Source organism: Polaromonas sp. AET17H-212 (assembly GCF_002379085.1).
Lineage (GTDB): Bacteria > Pseudomonadota > Gammaproteobacteria > Burkholderiales > Burkholderiaceae_C > Polaromonas.
This window is the reverse complement of record NZ_NBZW01000009.1, coordinates 39,899-65,336: the sequence shown is the minus strand read 5'-3', so window position 1 is coordinate 65,336 and position 25,438 is coordinate 39,899. Positions and strand designations below refer to the sequence as shown.

Below are 25,438 nucleotides of genomic sequence, written 5' to 3'. Positions count from 1 at the left end.
GGAAAATTCAAGAGATGACAAAACGAGAAGCTGTGATCGTCGGCGTTGCCGACCTGCCACTGAAGGACGGCAAGGTCCTTGCGCCCATGTCGGTCCTTCAGGCCCAGGCGCTGGTCGCCCGCGACGCTCTCAAGGACGCCGGCATCGCCATGCGCGAAGTCGATGGTTTGCTGACCGCCGGCCTGTGGGGGGTGCCCGGTCCGGGCCAGTTGCCGACCGTGACGCTGTCGGAGTATCTGGGGATTACGCCGCGCTTCGTCGACGGCACCAACATCGGCGGCTCGGCCTTCGAGGCGCACGTGGCGCATGCCGCCACCGCCATCGAGGCTGGCCGCTGCGAGGTGGCGCTGATTACTTACGGTAGCCTGCAAAAGAGCGAGATGAGCCGCAACCTGGCCGGGCGTCCGGCGGTGCTGACCATGCAGTACGAAACGCCCTGGGGCATGCCCACGCCGGTGGGCGGCTACGCCATGGCGGCCAAGCGCCATATGCACGAATACGGTACCACCTCCGGGCAACTGGCCGAGATTGCGGTGGCCACGCGCCAGTGGGCCGCGCTCAACCCGGCGGCCACCATGCGCGACCCGCTGTCGATCGAGGACGTGCTCAAGAGCCCGATGATCGCCGACCCGCTGCACCTGCTCGATATCTGCCTGGTGACCGACGGCGGCGGCGCCGTGGTCATGACCACGGCGGAGCACGCCAAGGCGCTGGGGCGCAAACCGGTGCATGTGCGCGGTTATGGCGAATCACACACCCATTGGACGATTGCCGCCATGCCCGATCTGGCGCACCTGACCGCTGCCGAAGTGGCGGGCCGCGACGCCTTTGCCATGGCGGGCATCCGGCATGACGCCATCGACGTGGTCGAGGTCTATGACTCGTTCACCATCACCGTGCTGCTGACGCTCGAAGCGCTGGGCTTTTGCAAGCGTGGCGAGGGCGGCGCCTTCGTTGCCAACCAGCGCACCGCGCCGGGCGGGGCGTTTCCGCTCAACACCAACGGCGGCGGTCTGTCCTACGCGCACCCCGGCATGTACGGCATCTTCCTGCTGATCGAGGCGGTGCGCCAGTTGCGCGGCGAATGCGGCCCGCGCCAGATCGCGAACGCCGTGACCGCGTTGGTCCACGGCACCGGCGGCACGCTCTCCAGCGGTGCCACTTGCATCCTTTCCACCCGGTGAGCACCATGTACGACAAACCCCTGCCCGTCATCGATGGCGAAAGCCGCCCCTATTGGGATGCCCTGAAGCAGCATCGCCTGACACTCAAGCGCTGCCACGACTGCGGCAAGCACCATTTTTATCCGCGCGTCCTGTGCCCGCACTGCCATTCCGATGCCGTCGAATGGGTCGATGCCTGCGGCACCGGCACCATCTACAGCTTCACCATCGCGCGCCGGCCGGCCGGCCCGGCCTTCAAGGCCGACACCCCCTACGTGGTGGCGGTGATCGACCTCGACGAAGGCGCACGCATGATGACCAACATCGTCACCGACGATGTCGAGGCGGTGCGCATCGGCCAGCGCGTGACGGTGCACTACGACGACGTGACCGACGAGGTCACGCTGCCGAAGTTCCGGCTCTTGTAACAACGAGGCTTCCCGCATGGACTTCACCATCGATCCCGACACCGTGGCGATTTCCGAGGCGGTGCTGCGCTTCGTCGAGCGCGAAGTGCTGCCGCTGCAGCAGCGCCACCATCACTTGCTGGGCAGCGAGCGGACCCTGTTCGACGCCAGCGGCCGCTATGTGCCCGAAGCGCTGGCTTTGCGCCAGCAGGTGCGCAAGCGCTCGGCCGAGCTGGGCTTTTACACCCTGTTCGGCGACGAAAAACTGGGCGGTGGCGGGCAGGGCGCGCAGGTCATGGCCCATGTGCAAGAGGTGCTCAACCATCGCGTCGGTCCGCCCCAGCCGCTGGTGCAGACGGTGGTGCTGCCGTCGCCCTTCACCAACGGTCTGTCGCCGGTGCTGCGGCACCTCAAGCCGGACATCTTTGCGCACTACCGCGACGGCATCGCCAGCGGCGACAAGACCCTGTGTTTCGCCCTGAGCGAGCCCGATGCGGGTTCGGACGCCTTCGGCATGAAAACCCGCGCCGTGCGCGACGGTGACGAATGGGTGCTCACCGGCACCAAGCAGTGGATCACCAACTCGCCCTACGCCGATTACGCCATGGTGTTTGCGCTGACCGACCCCGAAGCCGCGGCGCGCCACAAGGGTGGCGTCACCGGTTTCTTCGTCGACACGCGCGCGCCAGGCTTCTCGGTGCCGCGCATCATCAACACCATGGGCCACCTGGGCGGCGACACCGGCGTCATCGTGCTCGACGGCGTGCGCGTGCGCGACGACCACCGGCTCGGCGAGGTCGGGCGCGGTCTGGCGGTGGCGATGGACGGCGTCAACGCCGGGCGCATGGGCATGGCGGCATCCTGCCTGGGCTTGGCCCGCTGGGCGCTGGACCAGGCGGTGGAATATGCCAAGGTGCGCAAAACCTTTGGCGTGCCGATTGCCGAGCACCAGGCGATCCAGCTCATGCTGGCCGACAGCGCCATGGACATCTACGCCGCCAAGACCATGATCCAGAACTGTGCCTGGCGCATTGACAACGGTCAGAGTGCCACCGCGCAGGTCAGCATGGTCAAGGCCTTCTCCACCGAAATGCTCGGGCGCGTCATGGACCGCAGCATCCAGATCCACGGCGGCATGGGCCTGACCAACGAACTGCGCCTGGAAGAGGGCTACCGCTTCGCCCGCGTGATGCGCATCCCCGACGGCACGGGCGAAATCCAGCGCCGCACCATCGCGCGCCAACTGCTGACAGGACAGGCCGACCTGTAGGCTGTGCCGATCCCCTGCAAGGCACAACCAGGAGACAGATTGACATGATGAAAGAACACGAACTGTTTGCGGGAGGCCATCGGCTGGCCGCCACCACCTGGGGTGATGTGGGCAACGGGCAGCCGACCATCGTGATGATGCACGGCGGGCTGGACTGCATCACCACCTGGAAAGACCTGCCTCAGGTGTTGGTCGAAGCCAGCGGCTGGCCGGTGCTGGCCTATGACCGGTATGGTTATGGGCGATCCGAGAGTCTGGTGGGTGGGCGTGAGCCCAGTTACCGGCGTGAAGAGGCGGGGCCAGTGCTTGGCGAGGTGTTGCGCCACTTCGGAATCCACAAGGCGTTGATGTTCGGCCACAGTGATGGAGGAGCCATGTCGGTGCTGGCTGCGGCGGCGCATCCTGAGCTGGTATGCGGCGTTCTTGCCTGCTCGCCAACCATGGCCATCGATCCGTTCATGGTGGATGCCATGGCCGGCGCGCGGCGCGCGTTTGAGCAAGACGGCTTGCGTGAAAAACTTCAGCGCCACCATGGCGACAGCACCGATGCGATGTTCTGGGGCTGGTACGAGCCCTGGGCCAGCCCGCAGGCACTGCAATGGAATATGAGCGCCGAGATCGCTGCCGTGCGTTGCCCGGTCTCCGTGTTGTTCGGTAATGACGATGAATATGGCTGGCGGCCCAGCGCGATTTCCTTGTTCCGCCACGGACTGATGCCGCTTGAGGTGACTGCATTGCCGGGCGTCGGCCACCACCCGCAGCAGCGTGCGCGTGGCGAGACGATTGGCATGCTGCAGCGCTTGCTCGGCCGCATTGGGCACGGCGCCCTGGCTGGCAGCGGGGACACAGGCGGATGACTGACACTGCACAACCAATGCTTGCCAGCGAACTGGCGCGCCAGCTTTAACGAGCAGCCATCAGTGCGGGAGCCGCACGCCTGGGGGGGGGCCAGCCTCAATACTCCCGACACAATACTCATGGGAGTTGAGCGTCCAAAAAGCTTGCGTACAATCGAGGCCTCGCTTTGCCTGTTTGGTTCCGGCTCGTCCGGCTTAGGAGAAGTTGCAGTACGGGGCTGGTTGGCCTGCAGCCCTTATTTTCATTTAACAACACCATCGGGAAAGCATGGAACAAGAGGTCTATTCACCGCGCTCGCTCACTCGAGTGTTGAGGCTCTTCGGGACCATCGCCAAGTCGGACGACGGGCTCACCCTGGCCCAATTAAGTACCACCTTGGAGGCGCCCAAGAGCAGCCTGCTTCTTTTGCTCAAACCCTTGGTTTCGATGGGTTATCTCTATCATGCGTCCGCTCGCTACACGCTCGGCACAGCCGTGTTCCGGATGGCTTCAGAGATTCTTTCGGCGCGCCAGTTCCCCAAGCTGATCCGCCCCTACATGGAAGAATTGGTCGCGCGCACACGGGAGAGCGTGTTTCTGGCGGTGCTGGATCGCGACGCGAAAATCGTCACCTACGTCGAATGTGTCGAAAGCCCGCAGGCCGTACGCTACGCGGTACCGGTGGGAACCACGCGCCTGTTGTACCCTTCGGCCGCGGGCCGGGTTCTGCTGGCTTTCCAGGACGATGCGTGGCGCGAGCACTACCTGAAGTCGATCAAGCTCAAGGCGCTGACATCGAAGACGGTGACTGACCGCGCTGCGCTGCGCCGCGAACTGGGGGCGATCCGCAAGGCGGGGGTTGCGATCACCGTGGGCGAAGCCGTAGACGGTGCGGCGGGCATCGCGGCGCCGGTGTTTGGCGCGGACGGCACCGCCACCCATGCGCTGCTGGTTGGGGCGCCGGCAGCGCGCTTCCAGACAGAACTCCCGGCGCTGCGCAAAGCTGTGATCGAAGTCGCCGCCGACGCCTCGGGCGCGCAGCGGACCTAGTTTTACTGTGTTATAAATCAAGGCATTATCCAAGCATCTTCAAGTGAAAGGCGGGCCGTGATGGACGAACTGCAAGAGTTTGATCGCTACATGGCCCATCTGAGCGAAGGGCTGGGCCATGCCGACCGGCACGCCGGACTGCGCGGGGGTACTGCACCGGGCTGATGTCGCCGCTGCAGCGCAAGAGCGTGGAGCCCATGGCCGCGCTGGTGGAGCCGCTGAAGGTGCGCTCGCGGCACCAGTCGCTGAACCACTTCGTGGCCGATGCAGCTTGGTCGGACGAGCAGATGCTGCTGCGCGTGTGCCAATGGGTCGTGCCGCTGATGGACTTCGCGGGCGGCGGCTGGTGGATCATCGACGACACGGGGTTCCCCAAGCAGGGCCGGCATTCGGTGGGCGTGGCGCGCCAGTACTGCGGGATGCTGGGCAAGCAAGACAACTGCCAGGTGGCGGTGAGCGTGTCGCTGGCGAGCGAGGCGGCCAGCGTGCCGGTGGCCTCGCAGTTGTACCTGCCCAAGGAGTGGGCCGACGATTCGGCGCGACGCGCCAAGGTCGGCGTTCCCGAGGCACTGCAGTTTGCGACCAAACCGCAGATCGCGCTCCAGCAGATCGAGCATTTGATGGGCCAGGGTGCGCCCCGGCACTGCGTGCTGGCCGATGCCGGCTACGGCGTGGACACGGCGTTTCGAGAACGCCTGAGCGAGTTGGACCTGCGCTATGTGGTGGGCGTGAGCGGCAGTGTGACGGTCTGGCCGTCCGGACGCGAGCCTCTGCCGCCGCAAGCCTACAGGGGTCGCGGGCAAGTGCCCAAGCGACTGCGTCTGGGCGGCGCCGCTTGGCCGCAACACCATCCGCAATCGATCAAGGACCTCGCCCTGGAGCTTGGGCCCGAGCATTGGCACAGCGTCACCTGGCGCGAAGGCACGAACGCCAAGCTGCATTCGCGCTTGGCCCGCGTGCGGGTGCGCGCAGCGCACCGGGACAACCTGCGCGAGGAACTGCGCGAACCCGAGTGGCTGCTCATCGAGTGGCCCAAGGGGGACGCCGAGCCGCTGAAGTACTGGCTGTCGACGCTGCCCGAGGACACACCGCTGGAGCGCATGGTGTTTGAAGCCAAGATGCGTTGGCGTATCGAGCGTGACTACCAGGACCTCAAGCAGGACCTCGGCCTGGGCCACTACGAGGGCCGGGGCTGGCGCGGCTTTCATCATCACGCCAGCCTGAGCATTGCCGCCTACGGTTTCTTGCTCGCTCAGCGGTTGAGTCATCCCGATGAAGTCGGGGGCAAAAAAAACAGCGCCAAACGCCAAGTGCCTGCCCTACCCACGCATTACAAGCCTCGGGGAAGCCCAGCGCACGCAGCGCCACGTCCCATCCTCAATCACGAGCTTGCGAATAGTATCGGCGCACTGCTGGCTCGTACCCTTCCACGGTGCCCTTGCTGCCTTCGACAGCAGGGAAGATTAATTAAATGACACAGTAAAATTAGTGCGCCCAGCATGGGCGCTATCTTGGAGGTGAAAGTCCTCCCGCAAGCTGGCCACAGTGAGCGAAGTGAAGCGCAACTGCGTGAGGGTGGCTGCTGCGGGCAGGCGTTGGTGGCACTGCAGTCGATCCAACTTACACCGCGTGCTGACAGTGGCTTACTTCGACAGCATTGGCATACCCAGACTCACATGACCTCAACTTCGCGAACCGCCCGGTGCGGACCCGCATGCCGGGTGGTGTGGCAGGGGCGCAGCCTAACGGCTGCCCCCTATGCCGATCCTCCGCGCTGAACCAGATGAAATACACCCTCGCTCGTCCGCGCCAAGGCGCGCGCCGTGCAATTTCTTCGGGGTGTAACGCAGTTCCATAGTCAGACGATGATACCGTCGGCGCGAAGTTGCTCGATGGCCGCTTGGTCCAGCCAGTCGGCGAGGGCTGCGTCGGTGTTTTCGGGAGTGATCGCCTGTGGCGGCAAGGGTGTTGCCGCCGGTGTGCGCGAAAATCGTGGTGCAGCGGCGGGTTGGGTGACGCCGTCGACCTCGACATAGGAATTGCGCGCCTTCATGTGTGGATGTTGCGGCGCCTCCGACATGGCAAGCACCGGCGCGAAGCAGGTGTCGCTGCCCTCAAGAAGTTCACACCATTGCGCCTGAGTCCTGGTTTTAAACTTCGCCGCAAGGATTGCCTTGCCCCTGGGCCAGTTGTCCGGATTCATTTGTGCGCCGATCTCGGCGGGGGCAATCCCGAGTTTCTTGAGTAGATCATCGTGGAAGCGGCCTTCAATCGGTCCTACCGAGACCCACCTGCCGTCGGCGCATTCGTAGACTTCGTAGAAATAGGAGCCGGAGTCGACGATGTTGGTGCCGCGTTCTTCGCGGAACGATCCCATCCCCAGTAGACCGTAGAACGAGGTCAGTAGGTGCGCCGTGCCGTCGATGATCGCGGCATCGACCACCTGGCCCTTGCCCGAGGTGCGTGCCTCGATGATGCCGGCGAGGATGCCGAAGGCGAGATACAGCGACCCGCCAGCATAGTCGCCGAGGATATTGACAGGCACGGTGGGCGGCTGACCGGCGCGCCCCGTGGCATGCAGCGCGCCGGTCAGTGCGATGTAGTTGACATCGTGGCCGGCAGCATGCGACAGCGGCCCGTCCTGGCCCCAGCCCGTCATGCGGCCGTAAACCAGCCGTGGATTGCGCGCGATGCAGATGTCGGGTCCCAGGCCCATGCGTTCGGTGACGCCGGGTCTGAAGCCTTCGATCAATGCATCGGCCTTGTCGATCAACCGTAGCGCCAGCGCGACGTGTCGCGGCTGTTTCAGATCCAGCGCGATGGCCTTGCGATTGCGCAACAGGAGATTGAATTTGAGCGGGCGCTTGATACCGAGATCGACCGGCTCGCGACGGTCGATGCGAATCACGGTCGCGCCGAGATCGGCCAGCAGCATAGCGCACATCGGCCCCGGCCCGATGCCGGCGAGTTCGACCACCTTGATGCCTGCCAGCGGTCCTATGTGCTACTCCATTTTCAGGCCAGCGGCCTTGACCGCCTGGCCCCAGCGCTTGAACTCCGACTTGAGAAAGGCGTCATATTGCTCGACGGTGGAGCCACGCACTTCGGCGCCGGTGCCAATGATTTTGGCCCGCAGCTCCGGATCCTGCAGCGCCTTGTTCAACGCGGCGTTGAGTTTTGCGACAATCGCGCGCGGTGTCTTTGTCGGCGCCATCACGCCCGACCACGCGCCAAATTCTGTGCCCGGAAGGATGGTCTCGGCAAGCGTTGGGACATCGCTGATGGCCTCAATTCGCGTCAGACTGGTCACCGCCAGGCCCCTCAGATTTTTCTGCTTGATCTGGGGGATCATTGCATTGACGGTACCAAGGTAGAACTGGACCTGACCGCCGAGTAGGTCAGGCAGCGCGTTCCCCTCGCTCTTGTATGGCACGTGGGTGGCCTGAGCGCCGACGCTTTGCAATAGTTGCACCGCCGCCAGGTGGGTGACGTTGCCGTTGCCCGCCGAGGCGTAATTGACCTTGTTCGGATTTGCCTTGAGATAAGCCACGAACTCTTGCACCGTCGTTACCGGCACCGAGGGATGGGTGACCAGCGCCAGAGGAATATTTGCCGTCAACGCCACCGGCGTGAGGTCGCGGGCGAAGTCGTAACTCAGCTGAGTGTACAAATGCGGGCTCAGCACAAGGGAAGATGTGTTGTAGAGCAGCGTGTATCCGTCAGCCGACGATTTGGACACCGCATCACCGGCGAGGTTGCCGTTCGCGCCTGGCTTGTTGTCCACCACTACCGGCACACCAAGGTTTTCGGCAAGCTTGCCGGCAATCGACCTCAGCACCGCGTCGGTGCCGCCGCCTGCGCCAAAGCCGATAACGATGCGTATCGGCCGGTTGGGATAGTTATCCTGCGCGAGCGAAGCCTGCGCAGCGCTCAATGCCAAGACTGCGAACAGGCTCGCGCCGACTCTCGAAAAAATATTCATACAATCTCCTTGGATCCCATCTTCGGGTTTTAAGTGTCGTTACTATCTAGTCACGTGGGCCTGCTTGATCACGCGCGCCAAGTGCTTCATCAGTGCCATGCCGCCGGCCTCGCCGAAACGATCACCATCTTGCCTCCAAGTTCTTACATGTCTTCTCCTTGTCGTTTCGATTGGTTTTTGCGCCCGACAGATGGCCGCGGTTACGCTGATGCTGCTACCGGACGGGCCTGTGCGCTCTGCACAATGCGCGCAATATCGGCGTCGTCATAACCCGCCGATTGCAGCACCTCGCGGGTGTGTTCGCCCAGGCGCGGCGGCGGGAGACGGATGCTGCCGGGTGTTTGCGAGAACCGCTGCGGGATCGCAGTGGTAATCAGCGGCCCTTCGCTGGGGTGCTCATACTGTTCAAAGAAACCGGTCTCTCTCAAGTACGGGTCGGCGGGCAGGTCCTGCAACCGGTTCATTGGCCCGTTTGGAATATCCGCCGCGTCCAGACGCGCGCGCCACTCCCCGGTGGTGCGCAGGCCAATCTGGTCCGCCACAATCGAGTACAAGGCGTTGATGTACTGAGTGCGCGCACCCATGGTTGCGAAACGCAGGTCGACTGCGAGTTCCGGCCGGTCAAGCGCGACAAACAGGCGTTTCCACTGTTCGTCGCTGACTGCGAGCAGGCAGATGAAGCCATTCTTGGTTGCATAGGGCCTGCGGTGGGGCGACAGTGCGCGCCCGTAGCCTAGGTCGCCTTCGTCGCCGAACGCGCCGGTCCACAGATGCTCGACTAAGTTGAACGACAGCATGGTTTCGAGCATCGGTATCTGCACCTGCTGCCCGCGGCCTGTGCGTTCGCGGCTGAACAAGGCCATGCCGATGGCGGAGGCGAGAAACACGCCGCACAGTTTGTCAGCCGCGACTGTAGGCAGATAGCCAGGTACGCCGGTGGCCGTATGGACCATGTCGGCCAGCCCGCTCTCGCCCTGAATCACATCGTCGTAGGCCGGTCGATCACGATACGGCCCGTCCGGGCTGTATCCTGGCGCCGAGGCGTATACCAGGCGGGGATTGTGGGCTGCAACCGCAGCGTAGCTCAGGCCCAAGCGTTCGGCTGCCTGCGGGCGCATGCTGTGAACGAGCACGTCGGCATCACCGAGCAGACGAAGCAATGCATCGAACGCGGCGGGGCTTTTGAGGTCCAGCACCACGCTTTTCTTGTTGCGATTCATGTTGAGATAAAAGGCCGACATCTGCGGATGCCGCGCAGGCCCGGTATCGCGCATCGGGTCACCCTGCGGTGCCTCGATCTTGATCACGTCGGCACCCATGTCGCCTAGAGTCTGGGTCGCGACCGGCCCCAGGACATTGATGGTTAGATCGAGCACACGTACTCCGGCGAGAGCGCCGACAGCGGGGGTGTTAAAGGCGGTCGTCACTCTCCGGCCTTAAGTTCACTGCGGCACTTGACCATGCGCAGCGGCGTGTAGGTCAACACGACCTTGCCGTCCTGCTTGATCACCTTGTTGCGGCTGCGCACCAGCCCGCGCCCGGGCCGGCTGTTGGACAGCCGCGATTCGATGATCTCGCATTCGACGTGGATGGTGTCGCCGGCAAACGCCGGATTCTCTATGTTGAGTTCCATGTTGAGAAACGCATAGCCGGTCTTTTGCATAGTCGCCTGCGCTAGCAATCCCTCGGCAAAGCAATAGCTCAGCGCACCGGGGGCTAGGCGCCCCTTGATGTCGGATTCGTTCTTGACAAATTCCATGTCCGTGAAGAGCACTTCGGTCATGTGGATGACGTTGCAAAAAGCGCAGATGTCCGCATCCTGGATGGTGCGCGCGAGGGTTTTGAAGGTTTTACCTACAGGGAGATCTTCGAAGTAAAGCCCTAGTCCGACAGTTTGCATTGCTGCTCCTTGTTACTTGATTGAGAATTGGATTCACAGGCTGCTAGCGTGCCGGTCGACCTAGCATGTGATTGGCGATGATGTTGCGTTGGATCTGGTTGGTGCCTTCGACGATCTGCAGCACCTTGGCATCGCGGAAATAGCGGTTGATCGGATATTCGTTGGAAATGCCCGAGGCGCCGAACAACTGCACCGCATCGGTTGCAACCTTCATCGCGGTGTCGGTCGCGAAGCACTTGGCCATTGCGGCAATCGGCGCGAGATCGCTGCCGGCGGCCCCTGCGTCGACCATCGCAGCTGCCTTGTAGACAAGGTTGCGTGCGGCCTCCGTCTGGATCGCCATATCGGCCAACATCCAGCGTATGCCCTGGAAATCGCTGATCTTCTGGCCGAAAGCGACACGGTTCTGGATGTATTCGCTGGCATGGTCGATCGCGCCTTGCGACAGGCCGACACCGCGCGCGCCGATCAGCGGCCGGCTTTTGTTGAATGCCTCCATCACCACCTTGAAGCCCTTGCCGGATTCGCCCAGGATATTTGATTCGGGCACGAACACATCGTCGAGGAACAGGGGGCAGGACGGCACGCCGCGCGCGCCCATTTTTTCCTCCTTGCGACCGACTTCGAAGCCCTTGCTGCCGCGCTCGACGATGAACAGGTTGATGCTGCCGGTGGATTTGTCGTCGGTGGTCTTGGCGGCCACCAGCACGAAGTCGGCGATGTGGGAATTGGTGCACCAGATCTTCGAGCCGGTCAGACTGTAGCCGCCGGCGACCGACGTCGCCCGCGTCTTGATGCCGGCCACGTCGGAGCCGCTCTGAGACTCGGTGGTGGAGATCGCACCGCGCAGTTCTCCCGAGGCCAGGCCGTGCAAAAAGCGCCCTTTCTGGTCTTCGGTGCCGCCAGCTAGGATCGCCCCGAAGGGAACCCACTGCAGTAGCAGCAGATAGGCGGTGTTGTAGCAGACCCGGCCGAATTCCTCGATCGCCAGGCATGCGGAAACCATGCTGTTGGTGCCACCGTACTGCTGCGGAAACGGAAGCGTGAACAGGCCAAGTTGCCTGAGCAGGTCGAACATGTCCTGCGGGTATTCGGCGCTACGGTCGATCTCGTTGGCACGCGGCGCAACTTGTTCTTTGGCGACTCGGCGAATCAGGTCGCGAATCTGGATTTGGTCGTCGGTCAGAGCGGATAACAAGAGCGAACCTCCTTACGGTGGTGATCACGAAATTGCCATTATAAATGAACAGTGTACAGCATTATAAACGTCGCTGCATGGTTGTGTCAACTCTCCTCCTTGTACCGACACCATGAACCACTTCAAGTCGGTCGCACCTCGATCACGACCCGGCCTATGGCCTTGCGGGATTCCAGCAGTTTCATTGCCTCGCGGAAACGCTCCAGCGGGAACACATGGGAGACATGCGGCCTTAGCCGGTCCTTGTTGGCCCAGCCGAGCATCCAGTCTCGATAGGCCGCGCCTTCCTTTGGCTTGCGTTTGACATGCTCGATAGCACGCACCCCAACGATGCTGAAGCATTTGAGCAGCGGTTGATTCATCTTGATTTCCGGAATCCGTCCGCTGGCGAAACCAACCACCAGCAGGCGGCCGCCCCAGGCGATACAACGCATTGACTGTTCGAACACCTCGCCGCCAACGGTGTCGAGGATCAAGTCGGCCCCGTTGCCTCCGGTGATCTCCATCACGCGATCCTTGAAGCTGTCGCGCGTGTAGTCGATCGCATAGTCGCTGCCGCGCTCTCGCGCGATCGCGAGTTTCTCCGGGCTGGAGGCAGTGGCAATGACGGTCGCGCCAAGAAGCTTGCCGACCTCAACGGCCGCGAGACCAACACCGCCGGCCGCGCCGTGTACCAGCAGCACCTCGCCGGACTGCAGCTGTCCGCGCTGCAGCAGCGCATTGGTCGCCGTCGACACCGCCACCATGAATGAGGCGCCTTCGGCAAAGCTGAAATTCTCGGGCAGCGGCAACACCTCTTCGACCGGCGCAATCGTCTCCTCGGCGTAGCAGCCGTGCCATGCGCGAAACATGACGCGCTCACCCGGTCGCCGATGCACTACGCCGGATCCCACCTCGGTGACGATTCCTGCGGCCTCCATGCCGGGAATGAAAGGCATGGGTGGCTTCAACTGATACTTGCCTGCCACCATCAGGATATCCGGAAAATTAAGGCCGGCTGCGTGGATGGCAATTCGGACTTCACCCGGCCCGACATGCATGACCGGCGAATTTTCCAGCTTCAGGAGATCGGGAGTACCCAAGGTACGGCAGACAACGGCAGACACCATCAGGAAACTCCTTGGCTATGACTCCGATTAATCATGAGAAAGCGATTACCGTCCACCTGCAGTCGCTCTCGTGCCGGAAATACGCCTCTTCATAATAGTTCAATTGGTTCTTCGTTGATTTCATGTTCCGCCATGGACTGATGCCGCTTGAAGTGACTGCATTGCCTGGCGTCGGCCACCACCCGCAGCAGCGTGCGCGCGGCGAGACGATTGGCATGCTGCAGTGCTTGCTGGCCGTATTGGGCACAGCGCCCCGGTCAGCAGCGAGGACACAGGCCGATGACGGACACTGCACAACCCATGTTTCCCCGCGCGTTGGCTCGCCCGTTTTAGTGAGCCGCCGTCAGCGCGGAACAACGCACGCTTGGCGAGCCAGCATGCCGGCCAGCGGCGAGAGGTCGCTCAGGTGGTCGAGCCGGGCTACCAGCTCGATCAGTTCGTCGCTCTCGGCAAGGTTAAGCACGGGCTTGACCAAGCGACGGAACTTTTCCTCCAGGCGCTGCTGCTGCTCCAGCAGGTCGCTGGCCGGGCGACCACTGTCGTGGCGCTGGCGCAGCACGGTGCCGCTCTGGGTCTCGATCACCACCTCGCTGAGGGTGAGCTCCTGGCATTGGGGTGCGAGCAAGACCTGCACGCGCTCACGCAGGGCCGCGACCTCAGGCGCGCGCACGGCCTCGTCACTGAACGCGTCCAGTCCGGCGGTGTCGACCCCGGCCAGCGCCATCGCCACCGTGTGGCGCAGACTGAACTTGGCCTCCAGCCCGGTGCGCGGCTCGGCGATGTTGCACACGCCCTCGCTGGCGGCACTGGCACGCACCGTCACCCGAAGCACGTCATCAGACCGCAGCGCGTGTTGCAGGCGCAACTGGCGCGCCGCCTCGATAGCGGCGTGGGTGCCGTAGCAGGCGGCGTGGAACTTGAACAGGTTGTGGCGCAGGTGCCAGCCGCCGTCCGGCGCGGCCAGAGCCGCTTCCAGCGATGCGGTGCCACCGTGCGTGGCGATGAAGCCTTGCGGGCATTCAATCGCATCGGCACGGCTGGTGAAGCCACGCGCGGCCAACTGGGCAGCTTGCAGGCCGTCGGCACTGGCGCGCCCGGCATGCAAGGGCTTGCACATGGTGCCGAACATCGATTTCAGCCCGGCCGCCATGGTGCTGGCGATGCCCAGCGCGGTCGCGGTGTCATCGGCGTCGAGCTGAAGCAGGCGCGCGCAGGCGGCGGCCGCGCCCAGTGTGCCCAGCGTGGCCGTGGTGTGGAAGCCGTTGGAATACTGTGCGTCGCCGCTCGCCAGCCCCAGTTGGCACATGGTTTCGTAGCCGGCGGCGAAGGCAGTCATGAAGTCGCGTCCGCTGGCGCCGCGCGACTCGGCCAGGGCCAGCAATGCCGGGATCAGGACCACCGAGGGATGGCCGGTGCAGGCCATGTTGACGTCGTCGTAATCGAGGGCGTGCGAGGCCGTTCCATTGATCAACGCTGCCTGTCGGCTGGAGGTCGTCATGGCGTGCCCGACGACGGTGGCTTGGGCGTGGCCTCCCTGTTCACGGGCTTCTTCGGCCAGCATGTGAACCAGCGGCTCGCACGCGCCAGCCAGCGTCACCCCGATCCAGTCGAGCAGGCATTGCCGGACCCGCAGGCGCACATCCTCCGGCAGATCGTTGTAGCACAGGGCAGCGCTGCGTGCGGCCAGTTGCCGCGTGATGCCAGCGGTGTGGACGGCGGCCGACGGTGCGGGTTTTGTGGTCGTGGTCACGCTCATTTCAGCGCCCCTTCCAGACCGGTTTGCGCTTTTCCCGGAAAGACTGTGGGCCTTCCAAGGCGTCTTCACTGAGGTAAACGGCATCGAAGGCTCGGTTGGAGGCGCGCAACGCGGCGGTGCGGCCCATCTCGGTGGACAGGCGCACCATTTCCTTGGCCGCGCGCACCGTCAGCGGCGCATTGGCCATGAGCCGGGCCGCCAGTTCCTTGGCGCCCTGCAATGCTTGCCCCTTGGGCATCAGGCGGTTGATGTAGCCGAGTTCGTAGGCGCGCTGCGCCGTCAGCGGGTCGCCGGTCATCGCCACTTCCATCAGGATGCGCTGCGGCAACATGTGAATGACCGGCGCGGCCCACGGCATGCCGCGCCCGACCTTGGCCTCGGTGATGGCGAATTTGGCGGTCTCGTCGGCCACGCACAGGTCGCACATCTGCGACAGCAGCCAGCCGCCGGCATAGGCATAGCCCTGCACGGCGGCGATGACGGGCTTGGTGACCTCGATGTTGTCGCCGAGCACGGCGATGAAACCCGCGGGCGGGATGCGCAGTTGCGTGTCGGCGGCTTCCACCAGGTCCATGCCAGCGCAGAAGTTGTCACCGGCCCCGGTGAGGATGGCCACCTGGGCCTCGGCATCGGCTTCGAAGCGGCGCCAGATATCGAAAAAGCCTTCGCGCACGGCGCGGTTCAGCGCATTGCGGCGTTCGGGCCGATTGATGGTGATGACGGCGATGCCGTCGCTGACCTCGTAGAGAAGTTCGTTGGTCATAGGGACAGTCTCCATGTCAAGTTGTGGTTCGGTTCTTTGGGGCCGCGTGCTGACGCGATCGGCGCAGGAGCTGCTTTGTTTTCAGTGCTTGACTTGGCGCTAATTCACGCGGGTCCGGTTCTGGACGGTAGCCGAGCGCACGCGAAATGTTTGCGGCGAGTTCCATCACCAGGCGCTGCAGGTCAGCAGCCGCGGCGCGACCGCGCTCGATAGGCGCGGCGATGATCAGCGCCGCGTTCACGCGGCCACCGGGCTCGAAGATCGGAGCTGAAAAACCGGCCACTTCCGGTGTGACTTCCCCGATCGTGACGGCCACGCCGGTCTCTCGAACCTGCTCGATGATGCGCGTCAGTTGCTTTCGGTCGGTGACGGAGCGCGGGGTCATTGCACGCAGGTCGGTGCTTTGCAGATATTCGCCGCGCCATGCCTCGTCCTGGAACGCGAGTAACACGCGCCCGGCGGACGAGGCAAACAGCGGTCGTGTCGTTCCGGCCGGTACGGCGTATCGAATCGTTCTCGTGCTCTCGATGATTGGGCTGTAGATGAGTTGACCCGCATCGCGGTTTATCTTGGCGATCGATGCCGTCTCGCCGGATCTCGCCACCGCTTCGCGCAGGAACGGCATGGCCACGACGTCGAGCGAGCTAGCCGAAACCAGCGAAGCCCCAAGAGAGAACGATTCGGGGCCCAATCGATACACCGCGTCGCTGCGTTGCAAGTAGCCATGCGCGGTGAGGCCTCGCAACAGCGAGAGCACGCTGGTTTTCGGTGCATTCATCGACACGCACAGCGGAGCAAGGGCCATACCAAGGGGCTGGTCGGCCAGCAGCTGCAGCAGTTGCAGCACGCGTGTAAGCGACATCGGCACACCTTCTACCCGGTGTGCAGCACCCGTTCGTTCCTGTCGGGCGGCTATTGGATTACTCATTGGGTCAATGCTTCCCGTTCGTTCTGATATCAGAATATTTGTTTGAATATGAGAATAACGTTAGGATGCACAACCGTCAATCGGGGTTTCCTGGCAGCGCATCGTGGAGGAAGCCCCGACTTGACCGGAGGAGACACAGATGACGAACAAACAAGACCAGGCGGCACTTGCGGGGCCGCTGGCGGGCGTGCGGGTGATTGACCTCAGCGCGGTGCTGATGGGGCCCTACGCCACCCAGATTTTTGGCGACCATGGCGCGGACGTGATCAAGATTGAATCCCCCGAGGGCGACTCGACCCGCTGGATCGGCCCCGGACGCCATCCCGGCATGGGTCCGCTGTTTCTGCACCTGAACCGCAACAAGCGCAGCGTGGCGCTCGACCTCAAAACCCCGCAGGGCGCGGCCGCGATGCGGCGCCTGATCGAAGGCGCCGATGTCTTCGTGCACAACCTGCGCCCGGCCTCCATCGCCCGGCTCGGGCTGGACTATGAGAGCGTGTCGGCGATCAATCCGCGCATCATCTGGTGCGGCGTGTATGGCTACGGCGAGGACGGTCCCTACGCAGGCCGCCCGGCTTATGATGACTTGATCCAGGGCGCGGTCGGCATTGCCGCCCTGCAGCAGCGCAGCGGGGCGAGCGAGCCGCGCTACGTGCCATTGACGATTGCCGACCGCATGGTCGGCCTGCATGCGGCGCACAGCGTGGCCATGGCGCTGTACGGGCGCGAGCGCACCGGGCGCGGCTGTCGCATCGACGTGCCGATGTTCGAGACCATGGCCAGCGTGGTGCTGTCGGACCACCTATACGGGCACACCTTCGAGCCGCCCAGCGGTGACGCCGGCTACGTGCGGCTGCTGTCCCCCGGGCGCCGGCCGTACCAAACCAGCGATGGCTACATCTGTGCGCTGGTCTACAACGACGGGCACTGGCAGCGTTTTCTGCGCGCCATCGAGCGCGACGATTTGCGGGTCGATCCGCGCTTCGCCGACCTGGCCAGCCGTACGCGGCACATTGACCATGTGTACGGCTTTTTGGGCCAGACGCTTCGCGGGCAAAGCACCGCGCACTGGCTGGCGCTGTTCGAACAAATCGACGTGCCGGCGGTGCCGCTGAATACCATCGAGTCCCTGCTGGATGACCCGCACCTGGCGGCGGTGGGCTTCTTTCAGCAGGTCGAGCACCCGAGCGAGGGAGCCATGCGCACCTTTGGCGCGCCGGCGCGCTGGGTGGGTTACGACGTCAGCAAGCTGGCGCCCGCGCCGCGACTGGGGGAACACACTGAATCGGTGCTGCGCGAATGCGGCTTTGATGCAAGCGCGCTGGCGTCCTTGCTGGCCAGTGGCGCAGCGGTGTCGGTGGCCGCCGATGCGGAGGTGTCAGCATGAGCGCCTTGGCATTGATCGTGACCCGACTGTCTGGCGCACTGGGTGCGGAACTCTCCGGGCTCGACCTGTCGCAGCCGTTGCGACCGCATGACTTGGCGACGCTGCGCAGTGCCTGGTTAGAGCACGGCGTCGTCTTTCTGCGTGATCAGCAGCTCACCTCTGAACAATTTCTGGCCTTCGCCCAGGCCATTGGCACACCGGTTGAATACCCGTTCGTCAGCGGCATTTCGGACTTTCCGGTCATCATCGAAGTGAAGAAGCTGGCGCACGAAAAAGTCAATTTCGGTGGTGTCTGGCACAGCGATACCGCCTACCTGGCGCAGCCGCCGATGGCCACGGTGCTGCTTGCGCGCGAGGTTCCGCCTTACGGAGGCGACACGCTGTTTGCCAACCAGGTGCTGGCCTATGAGGCCTTGTCGGATGGCATGAAGCGGCTGCTCGATCCCCTGGCGGCGGTCAACACCTCGGCCAAGGCTGATGTGACGCGCACCCGCGAAGACCGCCTGGCCGAAGCCGGACGCGCCGACCAGCACAGCCATTACGAGGCCGAGCACCCCGTGGTGCGGACTCATCCGGAAACCGGCCGCAAGGCCTTGTACATCAACTGCGCCCACACCGCGCGCTTCGTCGGCATGACCGAAGAGGAGAGCGCGCCGCTGCTGCAATTTTTATTCACGCACCAGAAGAAGGAAGAGTTCACCTGCCGCTTCCGCTGGCAGGTGGGTTCCATGGCGCTCTGGGACAACCGCTGCACGCACCACTACCCGGTTAACGATTACCACGGTTTTCGCCGGGTCATGCACCGCATCACGCTGGCGGGTGACCGGCCTCGCCGGTAGCTTGGCGCTTGCCGGGGTTTCGGCTGCGGCCGCGACATCGGCTTACCAGGATGTCGTGCGGCCTCAACGGCGGCGTGGGGGTGATTCGCTGAGCCCAGAACAAGCGCAGTAGAACCGATCATCCATTAATTTCTTACTGCGTCAAAATCTACACATAAGTTCTAAGATGAAATCAAATTTTCCACCGCGCCAGTCGCTGTGGGAACGTTTCTCCCGCCTCACACATAGAAATTCGGACACTTCCCGCCAGAGCAATGCCCGCACCTTCCGACTCGTCAACCTCCGCGTCGCGGCGTTCTGCCGCCCAGACCCCCTAGCCTCGTGGCAAAGTGTGCCCAACGGAGGCTAAAAACTGCGGGGCCATCGCCCTCAATTGCTCGGCAGATTTCCGCAGCGGCAATAGCAACTTCTTGGTTGCTTTAGCAGGCGTAGTTTCGCCGGATAGCAGATTCAAACTCAAAGCTGCCACACCATTCTCGCCAAACTCAGAGTTCGCCTGTGGCGCGCTTGAGCCGCAGCCCCGCCAGTGCGGCATCAAACAGCGCATTGGCGTGGTTACTCTCGCTGCCCGTGCGCAAGGTCTCGGCATTCAGAACCTCGGTATGGGTGGACAGGCCGTTGGCATAGCGGTCGCGCGCCACGAGCAGGTTCTCCTCGGCCTGGGCGATGGCCGACTGGGTGACGATGAGGCGCTTGCGGGTCTCTTCCACATCCAGCCAGGTCTGGCGGACCTGCAGGGCGATGATGGAGGCCAGGTCGTCGCGCTGCTCCGTCAATGCTGCGGCCTGGCGCTCGACAGCGCTGGCGCGGTGGCCGGCCACGCCGCCATCGAACAGGCTCCACTTGACCCCCAGGGTGACCATCCATTGCCCCGGGTGTACCTGATAGCGATTCTCCTGGTAGCCGTAACCGCCGGACAGCGCGACCTGCGGGGCGGTTTCGCCGCGCACGGCGGCGGCCTGGTGGCGCATCGCTTCAATCTGACGCGCCAGTGCCGCCAGCTCACTGCGCCGGGCCAGTGCCCGCTCGGTCAGGGCGTGAAACTGAGCCTGCGTCGCCTCGGGCGACAGGTCGTCGAGCGAGACGGACTGATCCAGCGGCCGCCCCAGCAGGCGGTTGTAGGCGGCGCGCGCCAGATCCAGCCCATTGGCCACCTGCAGATGGCGCTGGCGCGCATCGGCCAGGGCCACCTGCACCGAGAGCAGGTCGCTTTTGGCCACCATGCCCTGCTCGTGCAGGTTGCCCACGTCACGCGCATGGGCCTGCAGGCTGGCGACGTGGCTCTCAGTGACCTTCAGCATGCGGCTGGCGCGCAGCACGTTGACATAGGCATCCGCCACGCGCAGTTTGAGGTTCTGTGCGTCGGCGCTTTCGCCCAGCCGCGCCGCATCCATGCCTGCCGTGGCCGCGTCAATGCCGCGCTCAATGCGACCACCGGTGTAGAGCGGCAGCGTCGCCATGGCCTTGTAGGCGGCGCTTTCCCGCTGTGCCAGCGGCATTTGCAGCGACTGGCCAAAAAAATCAACCCTGGCCGCCGGTGCCTTATCGAGGGCGGTATAGCCCGCCTCCAGCGCCAGGTTGGGCAGGCGGGCGGATTTCGCGGCCTCCAGCAGGCTTGCGGCGGCTGCGGTGCTTTCGCGTGAGGCTTTGAGCCCACGGTCAACGGTCAGTGCAATGTCCCATGCCTGTTGCAAGGACTCGGCGGCGGCGTTGCCGGCAAGCAGCGCAGCGGCCAGAGCCGCCAGCGGCAACAGGCCGCGAACTTTTATCGAGCGGTTCATGGGGTTCCTTTTTTCAGGCTTGCTTCTTTCTGGTCCTTGTAGCGCAGCAGCAGATACAGCAACAGCGGCACCACGACCAGGGTGAGCACGGTGGAGGCCAGCGTGCCAAAAATCAGCGAGATCGCCAGCCCGCCGAACACCGGGTCGGTCAGCATCACGGCGCTGCCCAGCACGATGGCCAAAGCGGTGAGCAGGATGGGCCGTAGGCGCACCGCGCCAGCTTCGAGGATGGCCTCGCGCAAGTCCATGCCCTGGCGCCGGTAATCCAGCACGAAATCGATGATGAGCAGCGAGTTGCGCACCACCACCCCGGCCAGCGCAATGATGCCGATCATGGACGTGGCCGTGAAGGGCTGCCCCATGAGCCAGTGCCCCGGAAAGATGCCGGCCAGTCCCAGCGGGATCGCCGCCATGGCAACCAGCGGCAGGCTGAACGACTGGTAATAAGCCACCAGCACCAGAAAGATGAAGGTGAGCGCCAGGCCCAGCGCGCCCAGCATGTCGCGGTAGGTATCCAGCGTCATGCGCAGTTCGCCGTCCCACAGCAGGCGCGGGCCCTCCAGGGTGTCGGGCGCCACCGGGTTCAGGCGCAGGTTGCCGGTGGTGAGGCGGCTGCCATCGGCGAGCAGCAAGCCGTCCAGTCGCCGGTCAAGGTCGAGCACGGCATAGACGGGGGCGGTGGATTCGAGTTCGCCGCCGACGTAGGTGACGCGCTCGCCATCCTTGTGCGAGATCGCCCGGTCGACTGCGCCGGGGACGACTTGCACCAGCTCGGACAGCGGCACCCGCTGGCCCTGCCGGTTGGTCACAGACACGCGTGCCAGCAACGCGGGGTCGATCTGGTGGCGCCGGGGAATCTGCAAGCGGATGGACACCGGGTTCTTCTCGCCGGCGATGCGGGCCCGACCCATTTCCTCACCATCGATCAGGCGACGCAGCGCGACCGCTACTTCGGCCACGCTCAGCCCGGACAGCGCGGCCTTTTCCCGGTCAACCGTCAGGCGGTACTGGTAGACGTCCCGGGCCTCGGAGTCGGTCACCTCCACCATGTCGCGCGTCTGCTGGAAGGCCGCTTTGACCTGCGCGGACAGCGCGCGCAACTGCGGTAGATCCTTGCCATAGATTTCGGCCAGGACGGTAGCGCGCACCGGCGGCCCCGGCGGGTCTTCCACCAGTTGCACCGTACTGCCGGGGTAACGCGCGGCCACAGCCTGCACCGCAGGCCGCAATTCGCGCACGATGTCGATCGAGGTCTTACTCCGATCGGACTTGTCCAGCAGGTTGACGCGGATCTCGGCGACGTGCGCCCCCTGCTTGTTGCCGGCGCCACGCAGCAAGCCATTGAAGTCGATCACGCCGGCCTCGCCGATCCAGCTCTGGTAGTTGCGAACGTAGGCGTTCTCGCGCAGCAGCGCACCGACTTCGCGCGCGAACTGGTCGGTCGTCTCCACCGGCGCGGTCGCGGGCAGGTCCAGGGTGATGTTGAAGGTGTTCTTGTCGTCCTTGGGCATCATGGCCAGCTCAACGCCGAACCAGGACTGCGGCCCGCTCAAACCGGCCGGGCGCAGGAGCTGCCAAGCGGGTTGCAGCAACGACAAGGCGATCGCCAGCCCCGCCAACAGAAAAACGAGCCAGCGGCTGCGCGAGCGATCCACCAGCGGCGACATGATGGCGCGGTAGAACCGGTGCAGGCGGTCCTGGGTATCGTGGTCTTCCAGATCGTGCCCTTCACCGGGCTTGAGCCAGCGGTTGGCGGCCCAGGGCACCACCGCGTAGGCCACCAAGAGCGAGGCCGCCATGGCGACCGGCACGTTGAAGGCCACCGGGTAGAAATACTGCCCCGGCATACCGCTGACCACCAGCAGCGATCCGAAAACCAACATCACCGCCAGCGTCGCCAGGTTGGTGGGGTTACCGATTTCGTTGGTGGCCTGCACCGTGACCCGGCGTTTGTCCTGCTTGCCAAGACGGCTGTAGTTGCGGTGGATGTTTTCGATCACGACAATCGCGCCATCGACCAGCAGCCCCAGCGACAGGATGAGCGCGAACAGCGAAACGCGGTTGATGGACAGGCCAAAGAGATAGGCAGCGCCCAGGGTCAGGGCCAGGATCAGCGGCACGGTCACGCCCACGATCAGTGCCTCCTTGAGGCCCAGGAACGCGGCAGTCACCAGAAACACGGCCAGCACCGCGATACCCAGGTGCTCGATCAGCCCGCTGACGGCGGCATCCGCCTTCTCGCCGTCATTGCGGGTGACGACCAGTTCGACCCCTGCCGGTACGAATTGGGCCTTCATCCGCTCGATGCGCTCCAGCACATCGTTGGCAACAAAGACGGCGTTGCTACCGGCTTTCTTGGCCACGGCCAGCGTGACGGCCGGCATCTCCGCCTGCTGCGTCTTGCCAAAGCGCGCATCGGCCGGGCCAAATGTAAGACGGCTCAGGTGCGTGCGCTCTTGCGGCGGACCGTCGACGACCTGTGCCACATCGCCCAGATAGATCGGGCGCCCGGCATGGCTGCCCACGATCACGCGCTTGAGGTCTTGCGCCGAGCTCAGAAAGCCGTCCAGGAACACCTGGCGGTTTTGGCCCTGTTGCACGACCGTTCCCAGGGGCGCGGCGACATTGCTTGCGCGCAGGGTGGCATGCACCTGGTCCAGCGTGACGCCGAAGGCCTGCAGGCGCTGCGGGTCCAGTTCGATGCGCAGTTCCCGGTCGCGCCCGCCCTTGACGGAAATGGCAGAGACCTTGTCCAGGCTGCGCAGTCCTTCCATCAGGCGGTCGGCCAGACGCTTCAGGGCGTAATCGTCGTAGATCTCGGAGGCCAGCGTGACGGTGACAATGGGCACGTCGTCCACATCCACGCTGCGAATCAGCGGCTCGCCCGCGCCCGCAGGCAGGCGCTCGCGCTGCCCCAGCACCCGGTCGTAGAGTTTGACCAGCGATTTTTCCTTGTCCTCGCCGACCTTGAACTGCACCATCAGCACGCCCATCGAATTCACGGCGGTCGCATACGTGTGATCAACGCCGGCAATCTGTTTGACGATGCCCTCCAGCGGGCGGATCACCAGCTCCTCCACCTCCTCGGCAGAGGCTCCGGGCAGTGTCACCCATACCTGGGCGCCGGGCACCACGATCTGGGGGTTTTCCTCGCGCGGGGTCAGCGTCACGGCCAGCAGCCCCAGCAGGATGCAGGCCAGCATGAACAAAATGGTCAGCTTGGAGGTGACAAAGAGATTCGCCAGGCGGCCGGCGCTGTTGAGCTTGTGCTGGTTCATTGCGCCTCCTTCGCGGCGGTGACGCGGTCGCCCTCGCGCAGGGCCGGTGTAGCCGCTGCCACGAAGCGCTCATCGGCGGCCAGACCAGCACTCACCTCGACCTGATCGGGCCACTCGCGGGCTATGCGCAGCCAGCGAAAGCGTGCCCGGCCTTCGCCGTCCACCACGAAGACACCGGTGAGCCCGCCACGTTCGACCAGCGCCCGTCTGGGCACCAGTGGCGCCGGGCTCGCACCGAGCCCGAACGCCGCGCGCCCGAACATGCCGGGCATCAGCCCCGCCGTTTCGGGCAGGGCGATCTTGACCTGGTAGCTGCGCGAGACCGGGTCGCCCGAGCGCACCACCCGGCTCACCGTGCCCTTGAGCGGCGCGGGCACGCCGTCGATGTTGACTTGCACCGGCTGGCCGGCCGCGATGGCGGCGACTTGGCCCTCCGCCACGAAGGTCTCGAACAACAGGCCGCGGCCCGACTCCAGGGTCAGCAGCGGCATGCCGGGCAGGGCGAGGTCGCCCGTTCGTTTGTGGCGCGCCACCACCACGCCGTCCACCGGGCTGGTGATTTCGGCGTAGGCGCGCTGGGCCAGCGCCGTGTCGAGCCCGGCGCGCGTCTGGTTACGGGCCTCGCGCGCGGCCTCGAACTTCAGGCGCACCTTGCGCAATTCGTTGTCCGAGACGCTGCCACGCTCGAACAAACGCTCGAAGCGCTCCAGGTCAATCTGTGCATCGCGCAGCGCCGCCTCTGCCGCGCCGCCCGCCGCCTGGCCCTGGCGAATGCCGCCTTCCACGTCCGACGCGTCCAGCCGGGCCAGCAACTGCCCGCGCCGCACCCGGTCGCCCTCCTGCACCAGGATGTCGCGGATATAGCCGCTCAGCCGCGAGGCGACCTCGACGCGCTGGTCCGACACCACCGAGCCGACCGCCGTATATTCGAGCGGCGCCCCGGTGGACGCGGTCATGACCGGCAGGGGATGGCTTGTCGTATTCGATGCAGCAGGGGCCTCCGGCGCTTTGCCGCAAGCGCTCAGGAGTGCGCCCAGCGCCAGGGACGGGAGCAAGTGTTTTCTTTTCATAAGGAGGGTACTTTTTTTATTGGTTGATTCATCCAGCATGCTGGAAAATCTTGCGAAGTGCTGATATGAACAACCTGATGTCATGGCTGTACCGCACATGAAAAATGCCAACAACCTGTGCGGCCGCAACGGACATGGCATCGCCTCAGGCACCCGCGGGGGAATTGATCTAAAGTGCGTGCCTCCCACGGCCCGCCCGCTCATGCGGACAGGCCGTGCTTGCCAAAACCTCTACTTGTTGATGGCGTCTTTGGCTTTCCTGGCCATCTCCGTGATTGCATTCAGTGCCTTGTTGGCGGCATCCCTGGCGGCTTCTGCCGCATGCTGGGCTGCTTCCTTGCCAGACTCAGTTGCTTTTTTGACCGAGTCCTCGGCTTTCTGCGCTGCTTCCCTGGCGGCTTCAGAAGATTGGGTGGCCGCATCCGAGATTTTTTGCAGCGCGTCCCGGATGTCTTGCGTAGTTTTGTTGACGTCCGTAGCCGCGAACTCGGCAAGGCGGCCTGGGGCTGCCTTCAGGTTTGCCTCAAGGCGGGTGCGCAAGCCGGCGACCTTCTCGCCCGCTTGATCGGCGGTGGCGCGCAGGAGCTCATCGGCATCGGCGACGATGCGCTTCATGTCGGCGATCAGTTTGTCTTTGCTCATGGAGCCGGGCGTGTTGGATTCAGACATTGGATTCCTCTCTATCAGTGATAAAAATAAAAAATAAAAGCGCAACGATCT

General features: G+C 64.2%; 20 protein-coding genes and 1 pseudogene. 8 read left to right on the top strand and 13 right to left on the bottom strand.

Going from position 1 to position 25,438, the window contains the following annotated elements; genetic code table 11:
- Window positions 1–14: 14 nt before the first annotated feature.
- The 6 genes and pseudogenes from B7G53_RS09370 (at window position 15) to B7G53_RS09345 (ending at window position 6,198) form a co-directional block, all read left to right on the top strand.
- Window positions 15–1,184: an acetyl-CoA acetyltransferase gene (locus tag B7G53_RS09370; protein ID WP_096666902.1), complete on the top strand. Its 1,170-nt coding sequence runs from the start codon at window positions 15–17 to the stop codon at window positions 1,182–1,184.
- Between the two features lie 5 nt (window positions 1,185–1,189).
- A complete protein-coding gene (locus tag B7G53_RS09365) occupies window positions 1,190–1,591 on the top strand; it encodes a Zn-ribbon domain-containing OB-fold protein (RefSeq protein WP_096667024.1) in 402 nt (133 codons plus the stop codon).
- Between the two features lie 16 nt (window positions 1,592–1,607).
- Window positions 1,608–2,840 (top strand): acyl-CoA dehydrogenase family protein, encoded by a 1,233-nt coding sequence (locus tag B7G53_RS09360; RefSeq protein ID WP_096666900.1) that lies wholly within the window; start codon window positions 1,608–1,610, stop codon window positions 2,838–2,840.
- Between the two features lie 44 nt (window positions 2,841–2,884).
- Window positions 2,885–3,697 carry an alpha/beta fold hydrolase gene (locus tag B7G53_RS09355; protein WP_096666898.1) on the top strand — a complete coding sequence of 271 codons (813 nt, stop codon included), beginning with the start codon at window positions 2,885–2,887 and terminating at the stop codon, window positions 3,695–3,697.
- Window positions 3,698–3,965: 268 nt separating this feature from the next.
- The gene (locus tag B7G53_RS09350) at window positions 3,966–4,727 is read left to right on the top strand and encodes an IclR family transcriptional regulator (RefSeq protein WP_096666896.1); all 762 of its coding nucleotides are present in this window, start codon (window positions 3,966–3,968) and stop codon (window positions 4,725–4,727) included.
- 60 nt (window positions 4,728–4,787) lie between these two features.
- Window positions 4,788–6,198 (top strand): annotated as a pseudogene (locus B7G53_RS09345) (IS701 family transposase).
- Window positions 6,199–6,585: 387 nt separating this feature from the next.
- On the opposite strand, the gene B7G53_RS09335 reads toward B7G53_RS09345, so the two are convergent.
- From B7G53_RS09335 to B7G53_RS09295, 9 genes are all read right to left on the bottom strand, one after another.
- Window positions 6,586–7,728 carry a CaiB/BaiF CoA transferase family protein gene (locus B7G53_RS09335; protein WP_096666894.1) on the bottom strand — a complete coding sequence of 381 codons (1,143 nt, stop codon included), beginning with the start codon at window positions 7,726–7,728 and terminating at the stop codon, window positions 6,586–6,588.
- A gap of 3 nt (window positions 7,729–7,731) precedes the next feature.
- Entirely contained in the window at window positions 7,732–8,709 is a 978-nt protein-coding gene (locus B7G53_RS09330; protein WP_096666893.1) for a Bug family tripartite tricarboxylate transporter substrate binding protein, read from the bottom strand.
- Window positions 8,710–8,909: 200 nt separating this feature from the next.
- A complete protein-coding gene (locus B7G53_RS09325) occupies window positions 8,910–10,136 on the bottom strand; it encodes a CaiB/BaiF CoA transferase family protein (protein WP_096666892.1) in 1,227 nt (408 codons plus the stop codon).
- Window positions 10,133–10,609 (bottom strand): MaoC family dehydratase, encoded by a 477-nt coding sequence (locus B7G53_RS09320; RefSeq protein WP_096666891.1) that lies wholly within the window; start codon window positions 10,607–10,609, stop codon window positions 10,133–10,135. The genes B7G53_RS09325 and B7G53_RS09320 overlap by 4 nt, the downstream gene beginning before the upstream one ends.
- 43 nt (window positions 10,610–10,652) lie before the next feature.
- Window positions 10,653–11,807, bottom strand: coding sequence for an acyl-CoA dehydrogenase family protein (locus tag B7G53_RS09315; RefSeq protein WP_096666890.1), 1,155 nt, complete (start codon window positions 11,805–11,807; stop codon window positions 10,653–10,655).
- A gap of 122 nt (window positions 11,808–11,929) precedes the next feature.
- Complete coding sequence (locus B7G53_RS09310) at window positions 11,930–12,916, bottom strand: NADPH:quinone oxidoreductase family protein (protein ID WP_096666889.1); 987 nt, start codon at window positions 12,914–12,916, stop codon at window positions 11,930–11,932.
- Between the two features lie 343 nt (window positions 12,917–13,259).
- Window positions 13,260–14,666 carry an MmgE/PrpD family protein gene (locus tag B7G53_RS09305; RefSeq protein WP_217992607.1) on the bottom strand — a complete coding sequence of 469 codons (1,407 nt, stop codon included), beginning with the start codon at window positions 14,664–14,666 and terminating at the stop codon, window positions 13,260–13,262.
- 7 nt (window positions 14,667–14,673) lie between these two features.
- Entirely contained in the window at window positions 14,674–15,435 is a 762-nt protein-coding gene (locus tag B7G53_RS09300; RefSeq protein WP_096667022.1) for an enoyl-CoA hydratase-related protein, read from the bottom strand.
- A 16-nt stretch (window positions 15,436–15,451) separates the two neighbouring features.
- Window positions 15,452–16,297, bottom strand: a complete 846-nt coding sequence (locus tag B7G53_RS09295; RefSeq protein WP_096666887.1) for an IclR family transcriptional regulator — start codon at window positions 16,295–16,297, stop codon at window positions 15,452–15,454.
- Between the two features lie 205 nt (window positions 16,298–16,502).
- On the opposite strand from B7G53_RS09295, the gene B7G53_RS09290 reads away from it, so the two are divergent.
- Window positions 16,503–17,750, top strand: coding sequence for a CaiB/BaiF CoA transferase family protein (locus B7G53_RS09290; RefSeq protein WP_096666886.1), 1,248 nt, complete (start codon window positions 16,503–16,505; stop codon window positions 17,748–17,750).
- A complete protein-coding gene (locus B7G53_RS09285; protein WP_096666885.1) occupies window positions 17,747–18,589 on the top strand; it encodes a TauD/TfdA dioxygenase family protein in 843 nt (280 codons plus the stop codon). Before B7G53_RS09290 ends, B7G53_RS09285 begins: the two co-directional genes overlap by 4 nt.
- A 485-nt stretch (window positions 18,590–19,074) precedes the next feature.
- Here the strand turns inward: B7G53_RS09285 and B7G53_RS09280 are convergent, their stop codons facing one another.
- The 4 genes from B7G53_RS09280 to B7G53_RS09265 form a co-directional block, all read right to left on the bottom strand.
- Window positions 19,075–20,370 (bottom strand): TolC family protein, encoded by a 1,296-nt coding sequence (locus B7G53_RS09280; RefSeq protein ID WP_096666883.1) that lies wholly within the window; start codon window positions 20,368–20,370, stop codon window positions 19,075–19,077.
- Window positions 20,367–23,648 carry an efflux RND transporter permease subunit gene (locus tag B7G53_RS09275; protein ID WP_096666881.1) on the bottom strand — a complete coding sequence of 1,094 codons (3,282 nt, stop codon included), beginning with the start codon at window positions 23,646–23,648 and terminating at the stop codon, window positions 20,367–20,369. The genes B7G53_RS09280 and B7G53_RS09275 overlap by 4 nt, the downstream gene beginning before the upstream one ends.
- Window positions 23,645–24,703: an efflux RND transporter periplasmic adaptor subunit gene (locus tag B7G53_RS09270; RefSeq protein WP_255249957.1), complete on the bottom strand. Its 1,059-nt coding sequence runs from the start codon at window positions 24,701–24,703 to the stop codon at window positions 23,645–23,647. The genes B7G53_RS09275 and B7G53_RS09270 overlap by 4 nt, the downstream gene beginning before the upstream one ends.
- A 246-nt stretch (window positions 24,704–24,949) precedes the next feature.
- Window positions 24,950–25,360, bottom strand: coding sequence for a DUF883 domain-containing protein (locus tag B7G53_RS09265; RefSeq protein ID WP_255249956.1), 411 nt, complete (start codon window positions 25,358–25,360; stop codon window positions 24,950–24,952).
- Window positions 25,361–25,438: the final 78 nt, after the last annotated feature.